General features: G+C 39.7%; 24 protein-coding genes. 8 read left to right on the forward strand and 16 right to left on the reverse strand.

Annotated elements, in window-relative coordinates; all coding sequences use genetic code 11:
• Positions 1-165: 165 nt before the first annotated feature.
• The 4 genes from D1B33_RS08925 to D1B33_RS08940 form a co-directional block, all read right to left on the reverse strand.
• Positions 166-1,278 carry a conserved virulence factor C family protein gene (locus D1B33_RS08925; RefSeq protein WP_118876023.1) on the reverse strand — a complete coding sequence of 371 codons (1,113 nt, stop codon included), beginning with the start codon at positions 1,276-1,278 and terminating at the stop codon, positions 166-168.
• 10 nt (positions 1,279-1,288) lie between these two features.
• Entirely contained in the window at positions 1,289-3,175 is a 1,887-nt protein-coding gene (locus D1B33_RS08930) for an ABC-F family ATP-binding cassette domain-containing protein (RefSeq protein ID WP_118876024.1), read from the reverse strand.
• Between the two features lie 216 nt (positions 3,176-3,391).
• Positions 3,392-3,745, reverse strand: coding sequence for a hypothetical protein (locus D1B33_RS08935; RefSeq protein WP_118876025.1), 354 nt, complete (start codon positions 3,743-3,745; stop codon positions 3,392-3,394).
• 97 nt (positions 3,746-3,842) lie between these two features.
• Positions 3,843-4,463 carry an HD domain-containing protein gene (locus tag D1B33_RS08940; RefSeq protein ID WP_118876026.1) on the reverse strand — a complete coding sequence of 207 codons (621 nt, stop codon included), beginning with the start codon at positions 4,461-4,463 and terminating at the stop codon, positions 3,843-3,845.
• Between the two features lie 237 nt (positions 4,464-4,700).
• On the opposite strand from D1B33_RS08940, the gene D1B33_RS08945 reads away from it, so the two are divergent.
• Positions 4,701-5,129, forward strand: a complete 429-nt coding sequence (locus tag D1B33_RS08945; RefSeq protein ID WP_118876027.1) for a DoxX family protein — start codon at positions 4,701-4,703, stop codon at positions 5,127-5,129.
• A gap of 48 nt (positions 5,130-5,177) precedes the next feature.
• On the opposite strand, the gene rbsK is transcribed toward D1B33_RS08945, so the two are convergent.
• The 3 genes from rbsK to D1B33_RS08960 all read right to left on the reverse strand — a co-directional run bounded on the left by rbsK (position 5,178) and on the right by D1B33_RS08960 (position 9,580).
• Positions 5,178-6,056, reverse strand: a complete 879-nt coding sequence (gene rbsK / locus D1B33_RS08950) for a ribokinase (protein ID WP_118876028.1) — start codon at positions 6,054-6,056, stop codon at positions 5,178-5,180.
• An 82-nt stretch (positions 6,057-6,138) separates the two neighbouring features.
• Positions 6,139-7,866, reverse strand: coding sequence for an ABC transporter ATP-binding protein (locus D1B33_RS08955; protein WP_118876029.1), 1,728 nt, complete (start codon positions 7,864-7,866; stop codon positions 6,139-6,141).
• 40 nt (positions 7,867-7,906) lie between these two features.
• The gene (locus tag D1B33_RS08960) at positions 7,907-9,580 is read right to left on the reverse strand and encodes a formate--tetrahydrofolate ligase (protein WP_118876030.1); all 1,674 of its coding nucleotides are present in this window, start codon (positions 9,578-9,580) and stop codon (positions 7,907-7,909) included.
• Positions 9,581-9,748: 168 nt separating this feature from the next.
• On the opposite strand from D1B33_RS08960, the gene D1B33_RS08965 reads away from it, so the two are divergent.
• Both D1B33_RS08965 and D1B33_RS08970 read left to right on the forward strand, forming a co-directional pair.
• Positions 9,749-9,949: a cold-shock protein gene (locus D1B33_RS08965; protein WP_118876031.1), complete on the forward strand. Its 201-nt coding sequence runs from the start codon at positions 9,749-9,751 to the stop codon at positions 9,947-9,949.
• Between the two features lie 171 nt (positions 9,950-10,120).
• A complete protein-coding gene (locus tag D1B33_RS08970; protein ID WP_158582952.1) occupies positions 10,121-10,720 on the forward strand; it encodes a YitT family protein in 600 nt (199 codons plus the stop codon).
• Between the two features lie 82 nt (positions 10,721-10,802).
• Here D1B33_RS08970 and D1B33_RS08975 read toward each other — a convergent pair whose 3' ends face one another.
• Together D1B33_RS08975 and D1B33_RS08980 are read right to left on the reverse strand one after the other, a co-directional pair.
• Entirely contained in the window at positions 10,803-11,549 is a 747-nt protein-coding gene (locus D1B33_RS08975) for a VOC family protein (RefSeq protein WP_158582953.1), read from the reverse strand.
• 25 nt (positions 11,550-11,574) lie between these two features.
• Positions 11,575-12,249, reverse strand: a complete 675-nt coding sequence (locus D1B33_RS08980; protein WP_233549431.1) for a phosphopantothenoylcysteine decarboxylase domain-containing protein — start codon at positions 12,247-12,249, stop codon at positions 11,575-11,577.
• A gap of 567 nt (positions 12,250-12,816) precedes the next feature.
• Between D1B33_RS08980 and D1B33_RS08985 the strand changes: the two genes are divergently transcribed.
• Positions 12,817-13,800, forward strand: coding sequence for a cyclin family protein (locus tag D1B33_RS08985; protein WP_118876035.1), 984 nt, complete (start codon positions 12,817-12,819; stop codon positions 13,798-13,800).
• 78 nt (positions 13,801-13,878) lie between these two features.
• On the opposite strand, the gene D1B33_RS08990 is transcribed toward D1B33_RS08985, so the two are convergent.
• On the reverse strand, positions 13,879-14,073 hold the full coding sequence (locus tag D1B33_RS08990) for a zinc-finger domain-containing protein (protein WP_118876036.1): 195 nt from the start codon (positions 14,071-14,073) through the stop codon (positions 13,879-13,881).
• 152 nt (positions 14,074-14,225) lie between these two features.
• Here D1B33_RS08990 and D1B33_RS08995 point away from each other — a divergent pair, with 152 nt between their 5' ends.
• Positions 14,226-14,615 carry a ribonuclease HI family protein gene (locus D1B33_RS08995; protein WP_118876037.1) on the forward strand — a complete coding sequence of 130 codons (390 nt, stop codon included), beginning with the start codon at positions 14,226-14,228 and terminating at the stop codon, positions 14,613-14,615.
• Between the two features lie 132 nt (positions 14,616-14,747).
• Here D1B33_RS08995 and coaW read toward each other — a convergent pair whose 3' ends face one another.
• Together coaW and D1B33_RS09005 are read right to left on the reverse strand one after the other, a co-directional pair.
• A complete protein-coding gene (coaW, locus tag D1B33_RS09000; RefSeq protein WP_118876038.1) occupies positions 14,748-15,590 on the reverse strand; it encodes a type II pantothenate kinase in 843 nt (280 codons plus the stop codon).
• 135 nt (positions 15,591-15,725) lie between these two features.
• Entirely contained in the window at positions 15,726-16,787 is a 1,062-nt protein-coding gene (locus D1B33_RS09005; RefSeq protein ID WP_233549432.1) for a 3'-5' exonuclease, read from the reverse strand.
• Between the two features lie 311 nt (positions 16,788-17,098).
• Here D1B33_RS09005 and D1B33_RS09010 point away from each other — a divergent pair, with 311 nt between their 5' ends.
• Complete coding sequence (locus tag D1B33_RS09010) at positions 17,099-17,926, forward strand: squalene/phytoene synthase family protein (protein WP_118876040.1); 828 nt, start codon at positions 17,099-17,101, stop codon at positions 17,924-17,926.
• Positions 17,927-18,075: 149 nt separating this feature from the next.
• Here D1B33_RS09010 and D1B33_RS09015 read toward each other — a convergent pair whose 3' ends face one another.
• The gene (locus D1B33_RS09015; protein ID WP_118876041.1) at positions 18,076-19,395 is read right to left on the reverse strand and encodes a D-serine ammonia-lyase; all 1,320 of its coding nucleotides are present in this window, start codon (positions 19,393-19,395) and stop codon (positions 18,076-18,078) included.
• Positions 19,388-19,861, reverse strand: a complete 474-nt coding sequence (locus D1B33_RS09020) for a YaiI/YqxD family protein (protein ID WP_199677388.1) — start codon at positions 19,859-19,861, stop codon at positions 19,388-19,390. Before D1B33_RS09020 ends, D1B33_RS09015 begins: the two co-directional genes overlap by 8 nt.
• 162 nt (positions 19,862-20,023) lie before the next feature.
• Here D1B33_RS09020 and gdhA point away from each other — a divergent pair, with 162 nt between their 5' ends.
• Both gdhA and pepF read left to right on the forward strand, forming a co-directional pair.
• Positions 20,024-21,397 carry an NADP-specific glutamate dehydrogenase gene (gene gdhA, locus D1B33_RS09025; protein WP_118876043.1) on the forward strand — a complete coding sequence of 458 codons (1,374 nt, stop codon included), beginning with the start codon at positions 20,024-20,026 and terminating at the stop codon, positions 21,395-21,397.
• Positions 21,398-21,604: 207 nt separating this feature from the next.
• A complete protein-coding gene (pepF, locus tag D1B33_RS09030; RefSeq protein WP_118876044.1) occupies positions 21,605-23,404 on the forward strand; it encodes an oligoendopeptidase F in 1,800 nt (599 codons plus the stop codon).
• Between the two features lie 45 nt (positions 23,405-23,449).
• On the opposite strand, the gene D1B33_RS09035 is transcribed toward pepF, so the two are convergent.
• Complete coding sequence (locus D1B33_RS09035) at positions 23,450-24,658, reverse strand: NAD(P)-dependent malic enzyme (RefSeq protein ID WP_118876045.1); 1,209 nt, start codon at positions 24,656-24,658, stop codon at positions 23,450-23,452.
• Between the two features lie 968 nt (positions 24,659-25,626).
• Positions 25,627-26,433 (reverse strand): sulfurtransferase, encoded by an 807-nt coding sequence (locus D1B33_RS09040; RefSeq protein ID WP_118876046.1) that lies wholly within the window; start codon positions 26,431-26,433, stop codon positions 25,627-25,629.

Raw genomic sequence — 26,433 nt, forward strand, 5'->3', positions numbered from 1 at the left:
TGGACAGCCTCTCTTCCAGTAAAGGGTTACCTGTCCAATTACTTCCATTTATTGAACAACTTGCTCTCGTACCATGCTGTTCCTGTCCCATAAATAATTATTAATTGGACAAGTTCCTCTCATTCAATGCTACTCCTGTGCAATACCTTATCGTCGCGCTAGTTCCTACCGTTCCGTCATCTGCTTCCAGACTGACCCTTTTGCGTCTTCGCCTTGTTCGATTCGGGCGATTGCCATTTTCACTTGCAGTTTTACTTCAAATTCCTTGTCATCTTCAGCTTCATGCAGGGCGGGAAGGCATTTTTCCGTTCCCGTTTCAAACAGATACATGGCCGCGCGCCATCTCACAAGTTTGTTTTTATCTTTTAACGCTTCCATCATATAGGGCTCAAATTCCACAAATCCCAAGTCGCTCATGCAATCTCCTGCCGTGCGGCGAACTGCCCCGCTTTTATCTTTTAAAGCGCGAGCAAGATATGGAACCACTGCAACATCTTCAATCATGCCCAAATACACGACCGCTAAGCGGCGGATGGACATTTGCTCATCCTCCAGCGCTTTTTCAAGCAACGGCAAATCTTCCACTTCCGGATCCGGCAGCTGATCGAGCAACTGGTATCGTTTTTGCCAGCCTTCTGCCGCGAGATACTGTTCCAGCGTTACTTTTTCGCGTTTTTGAGTTACTGTGTTCTTTTTATTGGCACCCTCTATGATTTGAGACACTCGCTCATCTGGATAAGCTGCATATATTTCTTCCAATATACTTTGAGCAATTTCTTCTTTTTCTCCATAGCGAACGCCAAAATCCACCCATTTACGTTCGAGAAGATAATTATCATCAAACTTGTTGACTTCGATTGACTGGAAGGCTTGCACAAAACGTTCACCAGCAGAAATCCGATGTTCCGATGACGAGTCAAATACCTTTATTTGGAGCGGTAGACCTCGAAACATTTGAACGTGAACAAAAACCTCGCCAAAATGGTCCGGGGCAGCATCTTGTTGCTCAACCGGTTCCCCTTGTTCCCCCAGTGCAATTCGTACACCGGAAAGAAGCGTCTCCCAACTATATTTGGCATTGCGTTCAACGGCTAAAAAGTCCGCTACGCGATAGACGCCTTTAACTCCTTCAATTTGAAGAATCGCCTGAATTTGCTGGGGAGCATCCTGTTGATTTTCTTTTGTATAATTAAAAGCCTTTCCAAATGGAAGTTCTTCATCTACAACCACTTTCATCGAGTTCGGACTCGGTGTCGGTTCAATTGTTTTGATTTTCATAGTATCTCTCCTATCCATTTACGATGTCGTCAAGATATGTCCATCTCTCAATTAGTCTTTCGTACTCTTTGTTCAGTTCATCCAATTTTTCTGTTAGCTCCTGTAGCTTTGTATAATCACTGCCCGCCGTTGAAATGCCTTCTTCAGTTGTTTCGATTTCTTGTTCAACTTTGGCAATATCATCAGAAATTGTTTCCCATTCTTTTTGTTCTTTGAATGAAAGCTTTTTCTTTTCGCTTTTTGCTTTTTGCGGTTTAGGCTTTTCTACTCGAACTTCTTTTGCTTCTTCTTTATCGGCCAGCTGTTGTTTTGCTAAATAGTCGCTGTAGACATCCAGGCTTTCATGGACATTACCTTGTCCATCCAGTATCCACAATTTCTTGGCGATGCGATCAAGGAAAAATCGATCATGGGAAATCGTCATTATGACACCCGGGAAGTGCTCGATAAAGTCTTCCAGCACTCCCAATGTTTCGATATCCAAATCATTTGTCGGTTCATCCAACAATAATACATTTGGTTGTTCCATTAACAGTTTTAGCAAATGAAGACGTTTGCGTTCCCCACCGGATAATTTTCCAATCGGCGTACCGTGAGTATGTAGGGGAAATAAAAATCTCTCAAGCATTTGCGCGGCGGAATATCTTATCCCTTCCGCGTCCGTAATGTCATTGGAAGCTTCACGGATATATTCGATCATTCGCTGATTTTCATTCATCGCAGGCAAGACTTGTTTGAAATGGGCTCTTTTCACTGTCGACCCAACGATCACTTCACCTTCGTCCGCTTCAAGTTCGCCGGCAATAATATTCAATAAAGTGGATTTTCCATATCCATTTGCACCAATGATGCCAATTCGGTCCCCTTGCTGCAGCAAGAAATTAAAGTCTTTTAAAATCTCACGATTACCAAACGTTTTTGACAATTGCTCGCCTTCGATTACCTTTTTACCAAGGCGTGATGTAGCAAGAGACATTTCCAGGTTAGCATCATTCGAGCCACGCTCAATTTTGGAATCCAGTTCTTCAAAGCGCTGAATTCTGGCTTTTTGCTTGGTTGTACGAGCTTTGGCGCCCCGGCGAATCCACTTTAACTCCGAGCGATAGCGGTTTCTGAGCTTATCCTGAGATGCTGCATCCATTTCTTCACGAATGGCTCTTGCCTCAAGATAATCTGCGTAATTTCCGGTATGGCGATACAACGTTTGATTGGCAAGTTCATAAATGTGTGTGGAAAGTTCATCCAAAAAGTAGCGGTCATGGGTAATGAAAATGACTGCCCCTTTTAGACGCATGACCATCTCCTGCAGCCATTCCGTGGATTGGACATCCAAGTGGTTCGTCGGTTCATCCAGTAAATACAAATCTGCCGGCTCGATCAAAACTTTTGCCAAGGCTACTCGCTTTTGTTGGCCGCCTGAAAGATTTTTTACCTGTTGGTCGTATTGATCAATTCCGAGTTTTGTGAGGGCTTGCTTTGCAAGTGCATTCACATCCCATGCTTTTTCATTATCCATTTGTTGCTGCAAACGGAATAATTGATTTTGCAATTCTTCCGATTCAGGTTTTTGCGCTAAAGCCCTAACTGTCTCCTCATATTGCTTGTTTAATTGAAGAATCGGTGAATCCCCCGAGAATACTGCCTGCAGAACCGTTTCACCTTCTTGGAACTGAGGTTCCTGCGGCAAATAAGCAATTCGATATTTATTGGGATGGTCAAGATTTGCACTGTCCGCTTCCTGCTGACCGGCTAAAATGGATAGCAACGTGGATTTCCCTGTCCCATTGATTCCGATGAGGCCTGCACGTTCTCCCTCATAAATGGTAAACTCAATATTCTCAAATAGCGTTTTATCGCCAACGGTTTTTGTTAAATTTGATACGATTAAATGGCTCATGAAATTCCTTCTCTTTCGTTTATTCGCTTTTGCAACATGCAATCATTTGTGAAATATCATAACTAGTCGCAAAGTCAATACTATCAATGATTTAATATAAACTTAATTATAAATGATTATGTAAAATAAAGCATTAACCTGGATTCTCTTATCAAAGTTGATGTTTGCAAATTCTTTTTATAGCAAAAAAAAGCCACAACCGTTAGATTGTGACCGTTACAATGATTCTTCATCTATTAATTTAAGCCTGATTTTCTCAAGCGTCTGGCAAATGCTGTCCTGCAACTTCATTTGCTGCTTCTTTAACTCCGCTATTTTTTCTGTATTGACTTCCAGGTTCAAGAGTACTGTGGATTTGCTCCATAACTTAAAGAATTCCATTAAAATCTTGTGCTCACGCTCTATGTCTTTTGGATACAACAGTTCGGAAGCTTTTATAAGTTGTTTTTCATATTGTTCTGCAGCATTCAATGAACTTACAGCATTACCAGTGATGATACCTTTATTTACTTCAATCATTCTCTTTCTGATTTTATCCAATTCCATAAAATAGTTCATTTTGGTTTCCATTTGCAAATCCCTCCAAAACTATTTTAAATGGTATGGAATAATTTGTATGTGCTTTTTTATACAAATAACATTTTATTTTTTTGTTTATCTGTGGAATTTAAGCTTTTCCTTCCCTTTCATTTTTCAGCTGATGCAAAAAGGTTTCCATAAAGGCGTGGCGTTCTTCCGCCATCTGCTTACCTTTTACTGTTGTCATTAAATCTTTTAATAATAACAGCTTTTCATAGAAATGAGTTACGGAAGCCGTGTTTTTCGAACGATATTCTTCCTCGGACATTTCTAGGCGCACCTCTTCCGCATCATCATAAAGTTTGCGCCCCTTTGCACCGCCGTAGGCAAAGGTCCTCGCAATTCCGACCGCCCCGATTGCATCCAATCTGTCGGCATCGCGCACAATTTTTGCTTCGATCGTCTTCGCAGGAATCTCATTACCACCGTTAAAAGAGACGCTTTCAATGATTTCTTTAATATGTTGCTTTTGGTCGGCTGAAAGGTTTAAAGAATGGAGCAGGTTGTTTTCCGCTTCTTTATCCTCGCTGTATTTTTTATCGCTTACATCATGCAAAAGGACCGCAATCCGAACTATTTCTTTGTTTGCATCCGGTTCTGTGGCAAGGATGCTTTCCGCGTTTTGCAACACTCTTTCGATATGCTGAAAATCATGGCTCGCATCGAATTGTTCATATATCCTTTTCACATCTTTAAGTAATTTTTCCATACTTTTAATCACTCCCAAACTCTATTATAGAGGAATTTTATATATCTATTTGCGATTTCTCCGCTCTTATTTGCGAAAAAGGCTTCTTTATTTGCGAATTTTCCCAGCCTATTTGCTAAATATAATCCTTTATTTGCGGCTGGCAATTTTATACAAAACTATTTCGTTCAATCAGTATTATATTTAGACGAGCTTTAATAAGATAGTAGAAACAATATTTTGTGGGGTGAGTTTCGAATGTACAAATATGAGATTGGGGCATTTTTCCTTAGGGTTGTGCTAGGTGGAATATTCCTAATTCATGGAGTGATCAAATTTCAGAAAGGCATCTCTGAAACCATCACGAGATTTGCGGAATACGGGATTCCTTATTCCGAATTAGTTGGTTATGGGGTAGCGGGAATTGAACTGCTTGGCGGCTTCTTTTTGATTATTGGCTTCTCGACCCGTTTTATTGCCAGCTTAATGATTGGAATCATGGCTGGGGCCATCTATTTTGTCAAAGGGGAGCTGGGTTTTCTGGATGGATTTGAATATAACGCAGCCTTAATTGCAATGTCCCTTTATTTAGTTATTTCGGGAAGCACCATGATGTCTCTCGACAAACTATTTGCTGAAAAAGAGAAAGAGAAAGTATCAAAAGGGAAAATTCAGTTTCGCAGTTAAAGAGAAACTGTAATTTGAATTGCAATGAATTCAAATTACAGTTTTTGGTTACTTTATTTTCTTTAATCGCTCATTAACTTCAGATAATTGCGGCATGCCGCCTTGTGCACCGAACTTTTCTACAGAAATTGAAGCTGCCGCATTCGCAAAATGAACACTTTCCTCAATCGACTTGCCCCCACATATTGCATGGGCAAATGCACCGTTGAATGTATCGCCAGCACCTGTCGTATCAACGGCGTTCGTCTTGCAACATGGGATTTTGATGATTTCCTCTCCGTTAAAATAAGCCGCCCCTTCTCCACCTAGAGTGACAATAACTTTGTGGGGATATTGCTTTAATACTGTTTCATAATCGGAACCGAAAATTTCCTCACATTCCGTTTCATTTGGCGTGAGGTAGGTTACATTGTGAATCCAATCTGCTTTAAAGTTTCGGGCAGGTGCCGGATTCAATAACACAGGAATTGAGAGCTGCCCACAAATATCCAGTACATAATCAATCGTATCAACCGGAATTTCCAATTGCAGCATTATAAGCTTGCTTGCCTTAATTAGCTCAATATTTTGATCAATCATTTCCCGATCAACCTTAAAATTTGCCCCGGGCACCACAATAATTCGATTGTCATTGTTATGTAAAAGAATATTTGCAATTCCAGTTGCAGTGTTTGTTTTACCCACACCCTCAACCAGGATTTTTTCCTTCGTTAGGTTGTTTAATAGCTCTATTCCAAATGCATCATTCCCGACCGCGCCAATCATTCCTACAGCACTTCCTAGCCTCGCTGCTGCCACTGCCTGATTGGCTCCTTTTCCGCCGGGAACCGTAGTAAATAAATCCCCAAGCACGGTTTCGCCTTGTTTGGGGTATATTGCGGTTTTAACCACAAGGTCCATATTTATACTTCCAATTACCGTAATCATCAAAATCGCCCTTTCACGTTGTTTCACTAACGAAACTATTAAAACATATTATCCACTCACTGTCATAGAAAAATGCAGTTAATTAAGTTAGTTGTTGTTCTGCATATTTCCGATACAATTCATGCGTTTCGACTAATTCCGAATGTGTACCTATACCTGTAATTTCTCCTTTTTCAAGAAAAATTATCTGATCGGCATCAACTATCGTGGACAGGCGATGGGCGATGACAAAGGTTGTACGGCCTACCATTAACCTGGAGAGAGCTTGTTGGACGACACTTTCCGATTGGCTATCAAGACTTGCGGTTGCTTCATCCATTAATAAAATTTTAGGATTTCGCAAAAAAGCGCGCGCAATGGCAATCCGTTGTTTCTGGCCTCCAGAAAGTTTTACGCCACGCTCGCCTACTTCCGTATCAAGAGCATTTGGAAAAGAACGAATAAACTCATCGGCATAAGCCATTTTCGTTACTTGCCAGAGTAGGCTATCTGAAATTTCACCATTCAAGCCATAACAAAGATTGTCTCGAATCGACCCGGACATCATGGCGCTTTCCTGTGAGACATAGCCGATTTGGCTTCTCCAAGAAGCGAGAGAAATATCATGAATCGAAGTTTCTCCTACTTTAATGACACCTGAGGTTGGATTGTAATAGCGTTCCAGAATGGCGAACAAAGTTGTTTTGCCGGCCCCGCTAGGTCCCGCAAATGCAATCATTTGGCCAGGCTGCGCTTCGAATGACACGTTTTTCAAAACCGGCTTTTCTTCATTGTAAGCATATGAAACATCCATTACTTTGATTGCTTTCTCTCTAATGCTCATCTCGATACCTTCTTGCCCCTCTTCATGCGGCATTTCCAATATACCAATAATTCGCTCTGTTGCACCTTTTGCTTTTTGAAGCTGTGTGAAAAACATAGCGAAGGTGGTAATGGGGAAAATTATTTGGAATAAGTAGAGCAGAAAGGCAACAAGTGATCCTGTGGTCATCGTTCCTTCCGCCACCCGGATACCACCATAGCCAATAATCAAGACAATAACGAACATAACGACCGTATACATAAACGGCCCGATTAGCGCAAAAATCCTCGCTTCTTTTAAGCCGAATTTCAAAAGGGACGCGACGCCCTCTTTTCCTCGTTGTTCTTCATATTTTTCAGCATTGGAAGATTTCATTAAACGAATTTCACTGATTGTTTGCTGAACCTTGCCTGAAAAAGCGGCAGTTTCATCTTGCAGCCCTCTTGAGATTTTCGCCATTTTGGCCCCTAGCGGCATCATAATGGCAACTGTAATCGGTACTGAAATCAGCATGATTAAAGTCATTCTCCAATCCATGAAAAATAAAATTATCACGGCGCCTATGATGGATATGAGCCCTGATATAAATTGAGGGAAGTGCTGTGAAATCAAGTCTTTGACAATGCCTGTATCATTTACGATGCGACTTACCGACTCACCGCTTTTCTGTGCATCAAAATAGGACACAGGCAAATGAATCATTTTTAGCCACATTGTTTCCCGCATATTGGCCACTGCTTTTTGTCCCACATATGCCAATAAATAAGTAGAAATGCCATTAATCACAGCTTGCAGAATAAAGACACCCACAATTAAAGCGATGAACGGCATACTAACCGCTGCCAGGGAAAATCCATCCACTAACTCTCTTGTCAATAAAGGAATGGTCAGCCCGACAACGGTAGTAATTAAACTAAAAATCAGGCCAAATGCTAAAGCACCTTTTGGAATGCCTATGGAGATCATCAATGATAAAAATGGTTTAAGGCTATTTTTTTGTTCTTCCATTTTTGTCAGTCTCCCCTTTTTTGGCTATTTTCAAGTCGCTTTAGAATAAGCCCAATGCACTTCCATCTTCTGCAACATCCATTTTCAGTGCTGCTGGTTTTTTTGGCAATCCCGGCATTGTCATAATTTCGCCCGTTAAGCAAACAAGGAAGCCAGCGCCTAATTTTGGAATCACTTCGCGTACAGTAACCGTAAAGTTTTCTGGACGTCCTAATTCATTTGGATTGTCCGATAATGAATATTGGGTTTTTGCCATACAAATCGGTAAATCATCCCAGCCAAATTGTTCGATTTGGTAGATTTGCTTTTTTGCTTTGTCAGTAAATTGGACACCATTGCCTCCATATATTCTTTGAACAATTGCCTCGATTTTCTTTTCGACTGGATCGCTCGTTTCATAAAGATGGGTAAAACTTTTCGGCTGTCCCAATACTTCCAGTACGTGGTTTGCAAGTTCCAATCCACCTTTTCCGCCTTCTTCCCAAACATTCGTACGGGCAATGCGAATGCCATTTTGATGTGCCCAGGAAATGATGGCCTCCAATTCATTTTCCGTATCGGAAATAAAGCGATTCAAGGCAATAATTGGTTCAATGCCAAATTGGCGAATTGAATCAATATGTTTTTCCAGATTTGGAATTCCATTCTTTAAAGCTGCAACGTTTTCACTAGAAAGCTCATTTTTTGCAACACCGCCGTGCATTTTCAGTGCACGGATTGTTGTAACCACCACAACGGCATCAGGAGCAAATCCACCCTGGCGTGCCTTAATATTCATGAACTTTTCCGCACCCAGATCCGCGCCAAATCCTGCTTCCGTTACAACAATATCTGCGAGTTTACGGGCAGTCTGCGTTGCCATGATTGAATTGCAGCCATGCGCAATGTTCGCAAATGGGCCTCCATGAATCAGTGCAGGCGTCCCTTCGATTGTTTGGACTAAATTTGGTTTGAAGGCATCTTTCAATAATAACGTCAATGCCCCTTCTACACCTAAATCTTTCACGTAAACTGGCTTTTTCTCATAAGTATAGCCGATTACAATCCGGCTAAGGCGTTCCTTTAAATTTTCCAGACTCGTCGCCAGGCACAGAATGGCCATGATTTCCGATGCGACCGTGATATCGAAACCATCTTCGCGCGGAACACCTTGAGTCGGTCCTCCCAATCCAATTAAAACTTTTCGAAGCGAGCGGTCATTCATGTCCAATACACGCTTCCAAAGAATTCGGCGAGGATCGATTCCAAGCTCGTTGCCTTGATGGATGTGGTTATCAATCAGCGCAGATAAAGCATTGTTAGCCGTCGTTATTGCATGCAGGTCCCCAGTAAAATGCAGATTGATGTCTTGCATCGGTACCACTTGTGCATAGCCGCCGCCCGTTGCGCCTCCTTTAATCCCCATGACGGGTCCCAGAGAAGGTTCGCGCAATGCCACCATGACATTTTGATCTAGCTGCCTTAAAGCATCCGATAGGCCGACAGTAACCGTTGATTTTCCTTCGCCGGCTGGTGTTGGACTTGTTGCTGTTACCAAAACAACTTTCCCCTCAAGGTTTTGCGGAATTTTCGTATGGTCAATTTTCGCTTTATATTTTCCATATTGCTCTAATGCCTCTTCAGGAATGTTGGCAGCTTCCGCAATCTCGGCAATTGGTTTCATTGCAACTTTATTCGCAATTTCCAAATCGGATAATGTTGTTTTTAATGTCATGTGTGATCCCTACTTTCTTTTACATTCTCTCTTATTATAAACTTTTTATAGAGCAATCATGTGATTGTTGGAAAATGTCAAAATGTTGACACTATTACCTTTATCATGTATATTTTATTCGTGATTGCTAAAAGAGCAAAAAATGCCTAATGGGAGGAGAACGCCTCTATGCACCAAGGGAAAGTAAAATGGTTCAATAATGAAAAAGGTTATGGTTTTATTGAATGTAACGATGGTGAAGATGTTTTCGTTCACTTCACTGGCATACAAGATGAGGGATTCCGAACTTTGGATGAGGGACAACCCGTCTCTTTTGACATTGTGGAAGGAAACCGCGGCCCTCAAGCATCCAATGTGATTAAATTATAAATTGATGACCAGTCAAACAGGAATGTAGGACTGGTTTATTTTTTTCTCCTCATCATACATAAACCCCATATGAAGTAAATATTTTGAAACACTATGTATCTTATTTTCGATGTACTCATAATAATGATAGTGGGCGAGTTGCAGTAAACTATACATATGAGGAGATCTTATTTGAGAACGAACAAGCCTTACAAGTTATATATAGCCGAGTTGATGTTGAAAATACCACGGATTATGATCGGCGCGATTTTGACATCCATCAGCCTGGAGGTCATTTTAATTCCGAATGGATTAATTGATGGCGGCATAACGGGGATTTCCATGATGTTATCTGAAATAATGGGATTTTCTCTTAGTGTTTTATTGTTCCTTTTAAATATTCCTTTTATCTTTTTGGGTTACGTTCATTTAGGTAAGCGATTCGCTTTTTCAACGGCGGTAGGCATTTCATCGCTGACAATCTCCACAGGAATCTTGGAGGTATTTTCTCCTTTTTTGATTGGAAACACCATTTTATTAATCTGTATCGGTGCGATCCTACTAGGCTTGGGAATTGGCATTGTGCTGCGAAATGGAGGCGCTTTGGACGGAACGGATGTACTCGCACTCTTGATCTCCAGCAAAACAAGCCTTTCTGTAGGAGAAGCCATTTTCGCAATCAATATTTTTATTTTTATCTTGGCATTCCTATTCTTCGGTTTAAAAGGAGCCGTTATATCCATCATCACTTACTATATCGCAACAACCGTTGTCGACATTGCCAGGACCTAGAAATCGGGAAAGGTAGTGAGGATGGCAAACAAAGAAATGGCCATCCTCAAGCTTTGAGAAATACTTTCCAGTTCACTATCCATTATCCAAGAAATACATACTGAGTCCCTTCAATTTCCACAACCTTTTCCTCGCTTGCCCCTGCGAATACAATCTGCGAAATTTGTTCCGTGCCTTTTTTAAAGGTAAACGAGCAATTATGAGCATTCAGTTTGACCGAAGAGGATGATTCTTCGATTCCAAAGCCGAAAATATTTGCCCAATCATAGGCTGTTCGAAAGTCTTCACAATGAAAAACGATTTCTTGGAAATAAAGATTACCTGCCGGATGCGCTTTCAGCATTCCTGATTCAACTAACTCAGCTTGCCGATCTTCGTCACCTTTTTCCCATTGAATGATAAAAGGAAATTCAAGCGATTGGTCTTTATGTCCAACATGAAGGAGCTTCCATTTCAATACTGACCCATCCGGACGCGTTCTGGAAAAATCAGCAGGTCCATATACTTCCAACCCGAATGATTTCATGTTTTCAGCATCCTTCTCAATATCATTTGTCCTTAATGCAATCCGAGTCGCGCCATTTTTAAAATTATGTTTTTTATAGGTTTCGTGCAGAGTGAACGGTTGTTTGGCTGACTTCTCAAATAGCAAACGATCATAGATACCGATAAATTCAATATAGCTTAGCCCTATATAGCACAAAGAATTATAAGTTCCCCACATTTCATGCTTTCCGCCGTTCACTGTATGCAGACCCATTTCTTTTGTTTTTTCAATCAGCAACTCAGGCTTATCAACAAAATGCACAACATGATCGAGTAAAAACATCATTACCCTCCCCTATTGATATTACCTAGTTCTCTTTCAACACTTCAAACAGCTTATATGCCGTATTTTGTTTTCCATTACTTTTGATTATTTCCCCATCTTTTTTCACAATAAAATGCGGCTCGTTCAATCCGTATAAGGACTTGGAGCTGTTTGCAACCATAAAATCCGCATTTGAAGAATCCATGCGCAACTTCGCTCGATCGATCAAATAGTCAACATTTTCGGTTGCTTCAAGCTTAAATCCGATCAATGTTGTTTCCGGGGACCAACCTTTAATCTGTCCTAATATTTTGGGCGCTTTTTTAAAATGGATGATTGGCGGCTCATCGGAAGGCATTTTCCCATTCTCCTCCATCAGATTGCCCTTCTGATCATATACCTGATCAATTATCCAATCCGAACCAGCGGCTGCCATAATGACAAAATCGATAAATTCACTTGAAACGATAGATTGGATTTTGTTTCCTAAATCTTCTATTCCTTCAAACATGATGGTTTTCATCAGAGAAGCGTTTGCTGGAAGTTGTGCAAAATAACCGTGTAGATAAATGACCTCGCCGCCAGCCTCTAAAGCAGCCTCAGCCAAATAGCAGCCCATCGTTCCCTTTGACAAATTAGTGTGTCCTCGGACATTGTCCCATTTTTCTAAAGTACCTCCGCTCGTGATGAGCACTTTTTTTCCTTCTAAACTCTTCAAACTTATCACCTGTTTATTTGTATTTTTCATACTTTCTATTATATCTTAAAGAGGTGCAATACAGTGGATTAATCCTTTTGCCCTTGCTATTATTCTACTTGTTGTGGTAAAACTATTAAACTCTATCAAATACGCCTTGGCGTATTTTCGTCCAGATTTTTATCGAGCTTGCTCGATAAGTTTCCATTAAAAACCTGTGACATCCGCCGGAGGCTTTAGGCCAACAGGATGTTGGTCACTTAGACGTTGCCACAGGATGTGGCGTTCTTAGTCTGAGTTCATTTATTTCAGTTAGGGTTTAATCCTTCACTGAATGGATTTTCCCTTTACCTTAATCTCACACTTACAAAATTCGGAAACTTCTACTGAATGAAGTTAAATTTATTTTTTGATTCTATTTTTCCAACTATAAACATATATATTAATAGTTGTTCGATTTTTCTAATAGTTTTCAATAAACAATTAGTTTCAATCGTTTCTTAAAGTCGTTATTATTATAATTGGATAGTAATATCGATTGCGCATTACATTACAACCAGAATTTATAGTAAAGGAAGTGCAATTATTATGGTAGGACGTAATGACCCATGTCCATGTGGGAGCGGAAAAAAATTTAAAAAATGCTGTGAAGGCAAACAACAAGCAACAACCGAAACGGTTATTTTGGAGGAAATTGAAAATGTCCTTCAAACTTTCTACAACGTATATCCCGAAAGAAAAGATATTCCCGATTATCTGGAGAACGTAAATGAATGGCTGCCTAGACTTGAATCCCATTTACAGCGCGAGTTAATCGAAGCTATTGTACTCGACGACTATTTCTTTTATCAGAGACCGGATATTTGGACAAATTATTTAAAACGTACTAGCAAAAAGATGATTCGTCCTTCCATGATTCAACTTTTGGATCAATGGAACCAACCACAACTGTTTATCGGAGAAGTTTTAGAGGTAGAAGATAAATATTTCAAGGCAATTCATGCACTTACACAGGAACAGCTATACATTCGCAGAGAATCAAATCGCGTAATTCCTGAAGGCATTCTAGTTTTTGCATTCCTGCTGCCTGATGGCTCGAATTTAGAAAAGCATTATTTGGCTGTGTCCACGTTGATTTTCTTCCAAACGAATTACAAGCAAGCATTTGATCGCTTTGCCCAAAAATTCAGAACTTCAAACGAGCCGGTGGAACAATTTACACAAAAACACCATATCGACTTCTGGATGGGGCTGGTTGAATCCGGTTATAGCGGGGAAGAATATACACCATTTGAAATTGAAGTGGTGGAGCAAACAAAGCAATTCTTGGATGAAAAGAATATCGAGGCACCTTCTTTGTTAACGATCCTTGAAGATTACTTGGTAGAGAAAAAACCGAAAGCCCGAAAAGCCTCCGCCATTGCAGCGGGAGCCATCCGATTTGCCCAAGAAAGCAATTTATTCGAATCCACTTTCACCATTAAAGAAATTGCCGAATATTTCAGTGTATCATCCTCTTCACTGAATAAATATTATCAGGAGTTATTGGAGTACAATACGGTTACAGTTTAATTCCAATAAAAATAAACGCTGTCTCACATCGAGGCAGCGTTTTATATATCGCTAGTTCTTTTTCGAACGGACTAATTCTTATTTTTTTTCGTAGATTTTCATCAATTCATTCCCTAAAAATTGCAACTGTTCCCCCACGCTGCATTGCTCGATGCAAAATCGATGCGCCCCCGATTTGCCGCGGTTTATACGTAGTTCGCTTTTAATCGGGCAGTCCTTGCAGAACGTGTCATTGAGTTCATCAATGTCTTTGATGACAGTATTCTTATTCATACAATCCCCCTTATATGAGCGTTGTCCTGTTTTGCGTTTGCTTATTTTTTGCTGAACTGCATTTTCTAATACAAAACCATCCCTTATTTCGAATACTTTAAGTTATAATAGAGTCAAAATCAATTTATTTATTTCAAAAAGTAGGGATAATATTGCTAGAAGTTTACATTGATGGTGCCAGTGCAGGCAATCCTGGTCCAAGTGGCATTGGCATTTTTATTAAAGGTGAAGGGCATCACATCAAAATCAGTGAATATATCGGTGAAACAAACAACCACATCGCTGAGTTTACAGCTCTAAACCGGGCACTGGAGAAAGCCGTGGAACTTGGTTCACAGTTGGTTTCCGTCCGTTCCGATTCGAAAATTGTTGTTGCTTCCGTTGAAAAACAATATGTGAAAAACGAAGAATATAAGCCCTTTTTGGAAACTGCGATCCAGCTCATTGGGCAACTGGATCTGTTCTTTATAAAATGGATTCCAGATCAAGAAAACAAAGCAGCTGATGCTCTTGCCCGGGAAGCCATTTTAAAAGCCAAATAAGGTCCGATAAAAAACTTTACTCTATTGGAAGTCAGTAATCCTTGATTTCCAAATCATACTTTTTCCTATTTTATGCAAAGATAGATAAGAAGGATTCAAGCAAACTGGTAGTAATTTGCTTGAATCCTTTTATCATATTAGACTATTCGATTGCTCGACTTTGTTTAGTAAAGCCCCGATTGCTCCTGTAAAGCCGCAATCATTCAAGAAAATCGGTTTATGTTTTTTCAAGACCGTATAATTTGCAATCACTTGTCTTAAATGGTCATTGTTTGTTAAAGTCGAACCAATGTAAATAATATGCTCACACTTTTTCTCTTCCGCAAATTGAATACTTAACGTCGTAATAACCTCTCCTACCAATCCTTGAATCGTAGCCAAAAGATCATTCGGTTCATATTGGACATGTTCCAGAATGTTCACGTTTCCGAAATTACTTGCCGTTAAATGGCCTTCAATTGGCGGTTCCATCCCTTTGAATATATCCTTTACAAATAAGTCAATGCCTTCCCGGCTGCCCAGTGCTGCATTTGCAGTAATTTCGCTAAACTCGGAAATCCCGGTCATAATGGTAGAGAGACCCGTTAACGTCCCACCGCCAACGCCTGTCCCACCAACACGCACATGGCTTTCTCCTTCCATATAGTGAACGGAAGTTCCTGTGCCAATGTTGGAAATGATGGCCTGTTCAAACTGATGTCCAACATTTTTTAATAAATATTTTACCCCTTTAAAGGTTGCTTCAAACTCCACTAAATATTGGATGGATTTCATCGTTTTCAACACATCCAGCAATTGTTTCGTACGGCCACCCGTCAGACCAATTTCATCGATATGCGGTTGTTTTTCAATCCAGCTCTTCACTTGTGAAAAATCATTCGATGGAAAGGCGATAAACTCCATCTTTTGCTGCTCATTTAAATAAGCTACTTTAGTTAACGTTCCCCCGGCATCAATGCCAATTACATTTTCCATAAAGCGTTCTCCTTTTATTTCTCCCTCTCTAAACTTTAACTTTCTTGAAACTAACCTGCAATCGTTTTTTCTTGAAAATTAAGTTTTACTGGAAATTCAGCATTTAGAGAAAAGAAATAAGCTTATTGCATCTTATCAAATATGTACTTTTTCTTTTACGAAAAGATGTCTCTTTTTAAATTCATCTACAATTTGTTCTTCATATTCGCTAAATAACCGATAAAGTTTGTGTTCAAAAGTTGAAATCGATAAATTATTCAACGTGAAATCATTAACAGACTCTTCATCGGATAGCAGTTGCTGCAATGTCATGGTTTCCATTTTTGGAAAAACAGCATCATGCAATCGATTGATCTTGGATAACTGTTTCAGACCACTGCGTGTAATCAACACTTTATGGTGCAAATCTGAAATGATGTACTTCAGAAATTTTTCAACTTCCGTATTTGGATGGATAATGGTTCTTTGAACAACTTCCTTGTTTCCATCTTCCATTTCACGCTCTTCCATTTTCTGCTCGAATAATAAGTTTTGATTGACGGTTGTAATGGATTGAATCTTAAGCGAGGAAGAAGAAGTGATCTCCCCTTCAATATGTGTAATGTACAATTCATAATATTCTTCCATGGGGCGAAGCTCACTTAAAATCATACTAAAGATATTAGTTTTCTGCGTTTCAATCATTTTATGCCCATCGACTTTTTCAAATATCTTAAATAAACTCATTGCATCTGCGAGTGCGCGATGCTGGATTTCGGATGTAAGAGCATGTTTTTCCAACAACCCGGAAAGACTCGGCTGCTCCTTTAATTGGTTTTCAATCATGTATTTTTGCTGAAAATCCACAAAAGGATAAATAAAACCTGTATCCATGTGATAATAGTTTAACTGCTCTTCCAACACTTTACGGTCAAAATCACCAAAAGCAATGAAAATAGTCTCTCCCTCACACCATCTCTTGAATTTTGGCATGACTTGGTTAAAGGAGGGAGCATTTCGCAATTGTTCGGTTGTAATCCCTGTTAGTTTTTGGATATGGTTGTTTAATTTTCGAAATTTAATCGGCTGAATAAGTTGCGAAAATTCTTCTATTGTACCATCAGGCAGCCATTTAATAGCTCCGATTTCAATAATATGCTGTTTACCTTGTATTAATGCTGCTTCTACATCCAAGAATATGTATGTGTATTGACGCAATATTTATTCCACCCTGGCTTTCTAAATCAAAATTCCCATACTAAAAAGTATAGCAAAAACGTTAATATTTATCTCAAATTCTTTCTATCTATATTGTAACGCAATAAACAATGAAAGGCACAACCATTTCAAAAATCACATGCAATCACTCATTTTATGTAGAAATTTTAACCGTTACTAAGGGCTATTCAACCTTCCACTGTACCTTAAACTGCCATGCCTCCGTAATAAATAGAGAATATCTATTGTTCATTTGAAGAAAAGTAATGTACCATTAGAATGATATATTTAATGAATGGAGGAACATCCATATGTCAGATAAAGAACTCCTTAAAGATGGAGTACGGGTTTTAAAAGAAACAAGCCGTACCTTTTATATTCCGATTACATTTTTGCAAAAAGAGTTGAAAACCACTGTTGCGGCCGCTTACTTAATGATGAGGGCCATCGATGAAATTGAAGATCATGAGCATTCTGAAGTGACAAATGAAATGAAATTTTCCATTTTAACGGAAATTAGCATTATTTTAAAAGATTCGCCATTCAATGAACAAAAATATATGGAAATTTTAAAGCCGGTTCAAGAACTTATGCCGGAAGTAACTTTGCGTTTATCGGATTGGATTAGAATGATTCCACAAGGCGCCGAGGAAATTGTCAAAAACGCGACAAGCGAAATGGCGGAAGGTATGGCAAAATGGTCAAAAAACCAGTTCCAGGTTCGCACTAAAGAAGACTTGGACGAATATACGTACTATGTCGCAGGCTTGGTTGGTGTCATGTTGTCGGAGCTGTGGGAATGGCATGCGGGCGTGAAAACGGACCGGGAACTTGCAATCGGCTACGGAAGAGGCTTGCAATTAGTGAATATTCTACGCAACCAGGATGAAGATATGAAAGAACGTGGTGTAAGCTTCGTACCGGAAGGCTGGACACGTGCTGATTTATTCGATTATGCTGAGGAGAATTTACAAAAAGCCGACCTTTATATAAAAGATATCAACAAGCGATCTATCCTGCTGTTCTGCCGATTGCCGCTTGCTCTTGCCCACAAAACATTGGCAGCAATGAAAGCCGGCAAGGAAAAAATGTCTCGTGCTGAAGTAGAACAAACAGTGGAAGAGATTCAGGTAGACTAAGAACAAAGAATTTTACTTTTTTCATGTATTTAATGGAACTGACGCTTCGGCAAGCAGTCTCCTGGATAAATATGAGCTTTTTTGCCAGATGTGTGATAACTAAAAAAGTTGACCCAAAATGATTCATTTTGGGTCAAACACTTCGCACCTTATATTTTTTTATTCAACATTAGCTCCCTTTCGGTCAGAGGCACCATATTGCCGCCCGTAGACCAAACTAAGTGTGTAGCTTTGTCCATATTTAAATGGTTCTGACGAATATATTCTTCCCCTTCTTTCATGAGTGAAATTACGCCATAAACTCCTGCATGCGCTGAAGGCTCCATAAAAATTTCTTCGCGCTCCATCATTAATTTTAAACTTTTAAACAAAAATTCATCGTCTACCGTATAACATCCGCTTAAAACCGGTTCCATCATCTTTCCAACGAATTTTGACGCTCTTCCTACTGCCAATCCGTCTGCTTCGGTACGATTGGAAAGCCCTAAATCTCCAACTGAAATTTCATCATGCAGCCCTGTCATCATTCCGACCAACATACATGGCGATTGAGTCGGTTCTCCGAAGAAAAGATGAACATGGTCTCCATAAATTTGCTTTAATCCAAAGGCCACTCCTCCCGGTCCTCCGCCAACACCACAGGGCAAATAGACAAATAAAGGATGTTCTTCATCCACCCGAATATTCTCTTCTTTTAATTGTTTTTTGAGTCGCGTAGCTGCCACGGCATACCCCGCAAATAAATCTCTGGAATTTTCATCATCAATAAAATGGCACATCGGATCAAGCTCTGCTTGCTTTCTGCCTTCTTCTACCGCTTTACTATAATCCGACGAGTATTCAATTACCTCCACTCCCTTTTCGCGAAGCAACTGTTTTTTCCATTCTTTTGCGTCACTGGACATATGAACCGTGACTTGAAAGCCGAGTTTTGCTCCCATGATCCCAATGCTTAATCCCAGGTTCCCGGTAGAACCTACCGCGATTTTATATTGGCGAAAGAACTCATAAAATTCTTCTTCGTTAAACTTTGCATAATCATCGTTGTATTGTATTAACCTATGCTCGATTGCTAATTGTTCAGCATACTTTAACACTTCATAAATGCCGCCCCGTGCTTTGATTGAACCGGATATTGGCAATGCGAAGTCACATTTCAAGAAAATTCTGCCTGGTAGTTCTGAAGTATACTCATTTTCGATGGCTTTCTTCATTGAAGGTATTTCTTTTATTTCTGATTCAATAATACCTTGCAAACTTTCCGTTTCGGGAAATGCTACTCTTATATAAGAAGAAAAGCGCTGCAACCTTTGTTCAGCTTCCAAGACATCTTCAAATGAAAATTGAGATTGGCTTTTCTGTTGTTTTTGTTTCTGTGGGTTGAACCACAACACTGGCTTTGAACTAATAATGTCATTTAATTTTTCGTTTTTCTTTATTAAATCGTCTAATTTTTGTTTTTCAATCATGTTTCAACCTCTCCTCTTGAACGGTAGAAATGGCTCGTTCACAAATTTGTCGAAATTTAATTTCAAAGGTAATATTGTTTTTTTCAGTGCGTTTTTTCGGACCTTTTGTGCGACCACCCGATCGTCTAATTTTTGCACTTTCATAACGAAAAGCAAGCAATTGATCAATGTTGTCCGATGTCATTTCTCTTCCATTTTGATCAATGACATATGCGCCTTTCGCTATACACATGGCTGCCAAACCATAATCCTGCGTAATAACAATATCATGCTTTTGAATGGCGTTGACTAGCCTAAAATCAACCGAATCGGCTCCTTTCGGCACAGTAATTGTTATTGCATTCTCTCTTTCTATGTTATGGGAAGTATCGCAAAACAAGATGGTTTTAATCTCATATCGAGATGAAACGGATAGCGCTATATCAACAACCGGACAGGCATCCGCATCAATTAGCAGTTGTAAAATGGCCCCTCTCCTCCTTTAAAAAAATACATATTTTTACTATTTTAGAATAATAATTTCCACCCTTTTTTCTGCCGTTCAACATTTCTTCGACAAAAAATTATATTGAATTGTAAGAAAAATCATACTACGATACATTCAACAACAAATTTTGGAGGTTAATCTATGACGACACAAGTTTTTAAAACTGATACACCCGCTCAAAGCTACATCAACTCCGTATTCGAACAATTAAAACTAAAAAATGCTCACCAACCGGAATTCTTGCAGGCAGTGGAAGAAATCTTTTTATCTTTAATACCAGTTTTTGAACAACACCCGGAATATATCCAGCACAATATCCTTTCACGTATTGTTGAACCTGACCGCATTGTTTCATTCCGCGTGACTTGGGTAGATGATCAGAATCAAGTTCAAGTTAACCGTGGCTACCGCGTACAATTCAATAACGTAGTAGGACCTTACAAAGGTGGTTTGCGCTTCCACCCTACCGTTAATGAATCCATCATGAAATTCTTGGCTTTTGAACAAATTTTCAAAAATTCTTTGACAGGCTTGCCGATCGGCGGCGGTAAAGGCGGTTCCGATTTCAATCCAAAGGGCAAATCGAATGCAGAAATCATGCGCTTCTGTCAAAGCTTCATGACTGAATTATACCGTCATATCGGTCCGGATGTCGACGTTCCTGCTGGTGATATCGGCGTAGGAGGAAGAGAAATCGGTTACCTATTCGGTCAATATAAAAGAATCCGCGGCGCTCACGAAGCTGGCGTATTAACTGGCAAATTACCTGGATATGGCGGTTCATTGGTTCGTAAAGAAGCCACTGGCTACGGATTGGTTTATTTCGTAGAAGAAATGTTAAGAGATAATAATCAATCCTTCTTAAATAAAAAAGTGGTTGTTTCCGGTTCAGGAAACGTAGCCATCTATGCAATTGAAAAAGCGCAGCATCTAGGAGCGAAAGTGGTTGCATGTTCAGATTCCAACGGTTATATTTACGACCCGGATGGCATTGACGTAAAAGTCGTAAAAGAAATTAAAGAAGTGAAGGGCGAGCGTATTAAAACGTATGTAGATTACCGCACAAACGCTACTTACACTGAAGATTTCCTTGGCATTTGGTCGATTCCTTGCGATATCGCATTGCCATGTGCCACTCAAAATGAAATTAACGGAGATGCCGCTCGTACCTTAGTTTCAAATGGCGTAAAAATAGTGGCTGAAGGAGCGAATATGCCTTCCAACCTTGAAGCAATCAATGTGTTCCTGGAAAATGGCGTTCTGTTTGGACCTGCAAAAGCTGCAAATGCTGGCGGTGTTGCCACTTCCGCGCTTGAAATGGCACAAAATTCAGGCCGCAATTATTGGTCCTTCAACAAAGTGGACGAAAAGCTGCATGAAATCATGAGATCTATTTATATTGAAAGCAAAGAAGCGGCACAAAAATATGGCACGCCAGGCAACCTGGTAGTCGGCTCAAACATTGCCGGCTTCGTTAAGGTAGCGAACGGTATGATTTCCGAGGGTGTTTATTAATTTAAATTCAAGAGAAGTAGATTTCGACTGAATCATATTCAAACATAGGGGTAAAAATAAGAGCGAGGATGTTTCGGCAATGAAACATCCTCGTTTATTTATTGTTCCTTTTAAAGGAAAATTTTAGAATTTTCAATGAATAGATGTGCATGTCAATTGTTTATGGTACAATTTACTTCGTAAACCGGAATATGGGGGGTAAACAAGATGCTGAAAAGAAGTGAAGTGAAGAAGGAAGAGACATGGGATCTATCTTCCCTGTTTGAAACTGAACTACTTTTTGAAGAAGCAATCAGCAATGTATTGACAGAAGCAAATAAAATAGCAAATCTTCATAAAGGCAATATCCAAAATGCCCAACAGGTTGTTGATGTCCTTACTGCATATGAGAAGCTGCATGAACAGCTGGTTCTTATTGGGGCATATTCAAGCCTTGCCTTAAGTGTTGACCAAACAAATGAAGAAGCTCAAATGCGTTCTGCAAAAGTGGGGCAAAAGTATTCAAAAATCAGTGCTCAGCTCTCTTTTATCACAAGTGAGTTGTTAAGGCTTGATAAAACTGTCTTAACTGATGCAAAAAATCTGGCTCCTCAATTTAACCATTATATCAATCAATTGATTCGCAAAAAACCATATCAATTGCATCCTGAAGCCGAAAAAGCATTGGCAGCCTTCGGTTCAACTTTTGAAGCGCCTTATGAACTTTACAATACGACAAAATTAGTGGATTTAAAATTTGATGATTTTGAGGTTGATGGTAAAAGTTACCCTTTAAGCTACAATTTATTTGAAGGAGATTGGGAATTGGAGAGTGATACGGAAATTCGCCGCACTGCTTTTAAGGCCTTCTCGAGAAAATTAAGGGATTACCAACATACAACTGCCAAAACGTATGATATTCATTTAAAAATCGAAAAAACGAACGCAGATATGCGGGGCTACGATTCCATTTTTGATGCTCTGCTTTTCGAACAGGAAGTTGATCGCACGCTTTATAATCGGCAAATAGACCTGATTACTACCGAATTAGCGCCACATATGCGCCGTTATGCCAAACTTTTGCAAAAAGTCCACGGTTTGGAGAAAATGACTTTTGCCGATTTGAAAATCTCTCTGGATCCAACTTACGAGCCCACCATTTCAATAGAAGAATCACGCGGGTACATGATGGACGGTTTATCCATCATGGGAAAAGATTACACAGCGATGTTGGAGCGGGCCTTCGACGAACGTTGGATTGATTTTGCTCAAAATCAAGGAAAATCAACAGGCGCCTTTTGTTCAAGCCCCTATGGCGTGCATCCTTATATCTTGATCAATTGGACCTCGCGCATGAATGAAGTTTTTGTTCTGGCACACGAGTTAGGCCATGCCGGCCATTTTTATTTAGCCCACCAAGAACAGAATATCTTTAATTCAAGACCCTCTTTATACTTTATTGAAGCTCCTTCTACGATGAATGAGATGCTGATGGCAAATTACTTACTGGCAAACTCGGAAGACCCACGCTTTAAACGCTGGGTGATTTCCACGATTATTGCCCGTACTTATTACCACAACTTTGTTACGCATTTACTGGAAGCTGCATACCAGCGAAAAGTTTATGAAATCATAGATGACGGGGGCAGCGTTAATGCAACCATCTTGAGCAATCTTAAACGTGATGTATTGGAAAACTTCTGGGGCGATTCTGTGGAAATAACGGAAGGCGCAGAACTAACTTGGATGCGTCAACCACACTATTATATGGGTCTTTATCCATATACTTATTCCGCTGGTTTAACTATCGCTACACAAGTTTCGGGCCGCATCCTGAATGAAGGTCAATCCGCTGTACAGGACTGGACCAATGTTCTAAAGGCTGGCGGAACAAAATCACCAGTAGAGCTTGCGAAAATGGCTGGTGTCGATATTACCACCGATCAGCCATTGCAAGAAACTATCGCGTTTATCGGTTCTTTAATCGACCAATTGGAACAATTAACCCAAGAGATTGAAAACGCATAAAGTTACGGGGCTGTCTTCTAAACAGCCCCTTAATCTTTTGCAACGTTAGATTACTACTTCCCTTTTCAGCTGAGGTTGATATAATTCCGAAACACCGGATTCAATTGCAGCTTTCCCAACAGCTTCCGCCACTACTCTTGCTACACGCTCATCCATGGAACCTGGAATAATAAAATCTTCGTTTAACTCTTCTTCTGTCACTAGAGAAGCAATCGCTTCGACCGCTGCCAATTTCATTTCTTCGTTAATATCTGACGCTCTTACATCCAGTGCTCCTCTGAAAATGCCAGGGAAAGCCAGAAGGTTATTGACTTGATTTGGATAATCCGAACGACCTGTCCCTATTACGCGTACTCCCCAAGCTTTTGCATTATCGTAAGTGATTTCAGGATTTGGATTCGCCAACGCGAAGACAATTGGGTCAGCTTTCATTGATTTGATATGATTTTCCGTTAATAAGTTTGCAACAGATACACCGATGAACACATCCGCTCCAGCAATTGCTTCAGTCAAGTCTCCCGTAAGGTTTTCTGGATTTGTAAGGGATGCAATATTTTCCTTGATTGGGTTCATTCCTTTCGCTCTTCCGCTATAAATGACGCCAGTCGAATCACACATCACGATATTATTATATCCAAGGTGAAGCAAGATGCGTAAAATGGCAATTCCTGCAGCCCCTGCCCCATTAATTACGATTTTTAAATCTTCTTTTTGTTTTCCGACAATCTTCAAGGCATTCGTCAGCCCAGCTCCAACAACAATTGCTGTTCCATGTTGATCGTCATGGAAAACTGGGATATTGCATTCTGCACGCAACCGCTCTTCTATTTCAAAACAACGTGGTGCCGAAATATCCTCTAAATTGATGCCGCCAAAAGTAGGAGAAATTAATTTAACGGTTTTTACAATCTCATCAACATCTTTTGTATCCAGACAGATTGGAACAGCATCCACATTACCGAATTGCTTCAACAATAACGCTTTACCCTCCATTACCGGCAAAGCCGCCTCTGGACCAATATCCCCCAGCCCTAAAACTGCTGTCCCATCCGTTACGACAGCTACTAAATTTCCTTTCATTGTATAGTCATATACATGTGCACGATTTTTTTCAATTTCAATACATGGAGCCGCAACACCAGGTGAGTATGCCAAGCTTAAATCATACGTGTTATTTACAGGCATTTTTGGCTTGATCTCCAACTTTCCTTTAAACTCTTCATGCATTTCAATTGCCTTTTTCATTAAATCCATCCTACACACCCCATTAGTTAAAATTTAAAAACATTTATATTTTTGTATGATAGTGCTTTAATTTAATAAAGTCAACAGCGCTTTTTCTACAAAACGCAGAATTTACAGTATTTAAAGTATCATTTTTTGTAATTTCATCAAATTTATACTCGGTGGAAACATCGATTTTACGCGTGTTTTTTATTATATCTATATAACAAGTGTAAGCGCTTATATTATATTGCAGTTTGATACTACGTATTTTGCTTTGTGAATAAATGCACGTAATGCTTTGTCCAATGTAATATGAAAGATTTCACAAACTCTTATGTTCAAAATTTCACAAACCTGTATTTTTATTCACAAAAATTTAGAAAAAATTTTTTTCAAATCCAAAGAGAAATGCTACGTACATAAAAAATGTACCTAGCATTCACTCATGCAAAATCATCATTCATTTTTATTTTGTTGCTTCAATTTAGATTTCAAGCAATCTATAGGGCACATACGTCTTCCCTTTAAATAAAATTGGTTTATGTAATAAATTAGATTGTACATCGTTCAAACTATAATGAGTGGAACTACGGGTAATTTTTAAAACAACATCGTTCTTTGCAAGGAGAGCACCTTTACCTATAGAACTAACTTTAAAGCCTGTCAAACCTCCGTATTTCTGCTATACCCGGATCTTCAGATTGCACAACAACATCTGGAGAATATTTGGGTGGATAAATCATAATCTTTGATTATTTAGAATCCATATAAACTGTAATTTTCATTCCTTCAATCAGTTCCATTCTATTTCCTGTATTATCCAAATTAGTCGACTTTGCTTCTGCTAAAGGTACAGTTGAATTGTAGGCATAAAAAAAGGATTGTCTGAAAAGACAACCCTATCTTTAAAATAAGATTCGCTAAAAGCTTTTAGCCCTTCATTGGCGCGAAGGGGTTTCTCGAAAAAAATTTAACACCGGCGCTTTTTTTCCAACTTATTTATTTTCCCCTGTTTCAATTTCATGTTCAAGAATCCAATCACTATAACTGCCTACATATAGCCTTAGATGATGATAACCAAGGTCAGCCAGCACTGCATACAAGGGGGATGCCGTAACTCCAGACCCGCAATAAACAATTATATTTTCTTCCTTATCAAAGGTCTCACGGAGTTTGGCATTCCCATGCAATTCAGAATCTTGTTTTAACTGCTCCCAATCAAAGTTCTTCGCGGTTGGAATATGGCCGGCAACTTTGTCGATTGCTTCATGTTCTCCGCGATAGCGTTCCCCAGCCCTTGCATCTAGTAAAGTGGCTTTGTCTAATCCATCAACCACTTTTTTCACATCATTACGAGCTGCAAATATCGCTTCATTCCAATCCAATGATAGCTTGGACCTTTGAAACTCTTTTACCTCATCTGTAACCTGCAAACCCGCTTCCTTTAATGCCTGGAATCCACCATTTACAATATAGACGTTCGGGAAATTGGCGAACTTTAACATCCACCAAGCTCTTGCAGCGAATGGCTCACCGCCTTGGTCGTAGATATAAATCTGATCTTCATAGGTTAGACCTGACACTTCGAACAGGTTTTGCAGCTGCTCTTTTGAAGGCATGGGGTGTCTGCCTTCCTTTTTGGCCATATCCGATAGATTTTCTTCCAAGTCCCAGTAAATGGCTCCTTTTATATGCCCTTCACGGAATTCTTGTTTACCCCTGTCCTTTTCTGCTAAGTGGAATCGCGCATCAATTAACCGTCCATTTGCTGCTTCTTCAGCAGAAACAAAAACTGTGCCCAT

The sequence above is a fragment of the Ureibacillus yapensis genome, assembly GCF_003515775.1.
Classification (GTDB): Bacteria; Bacillota; Bacilli; order Bacillales_A; family Planococcaceae; genus Ureibacillus; species Ureibacillus yapensis.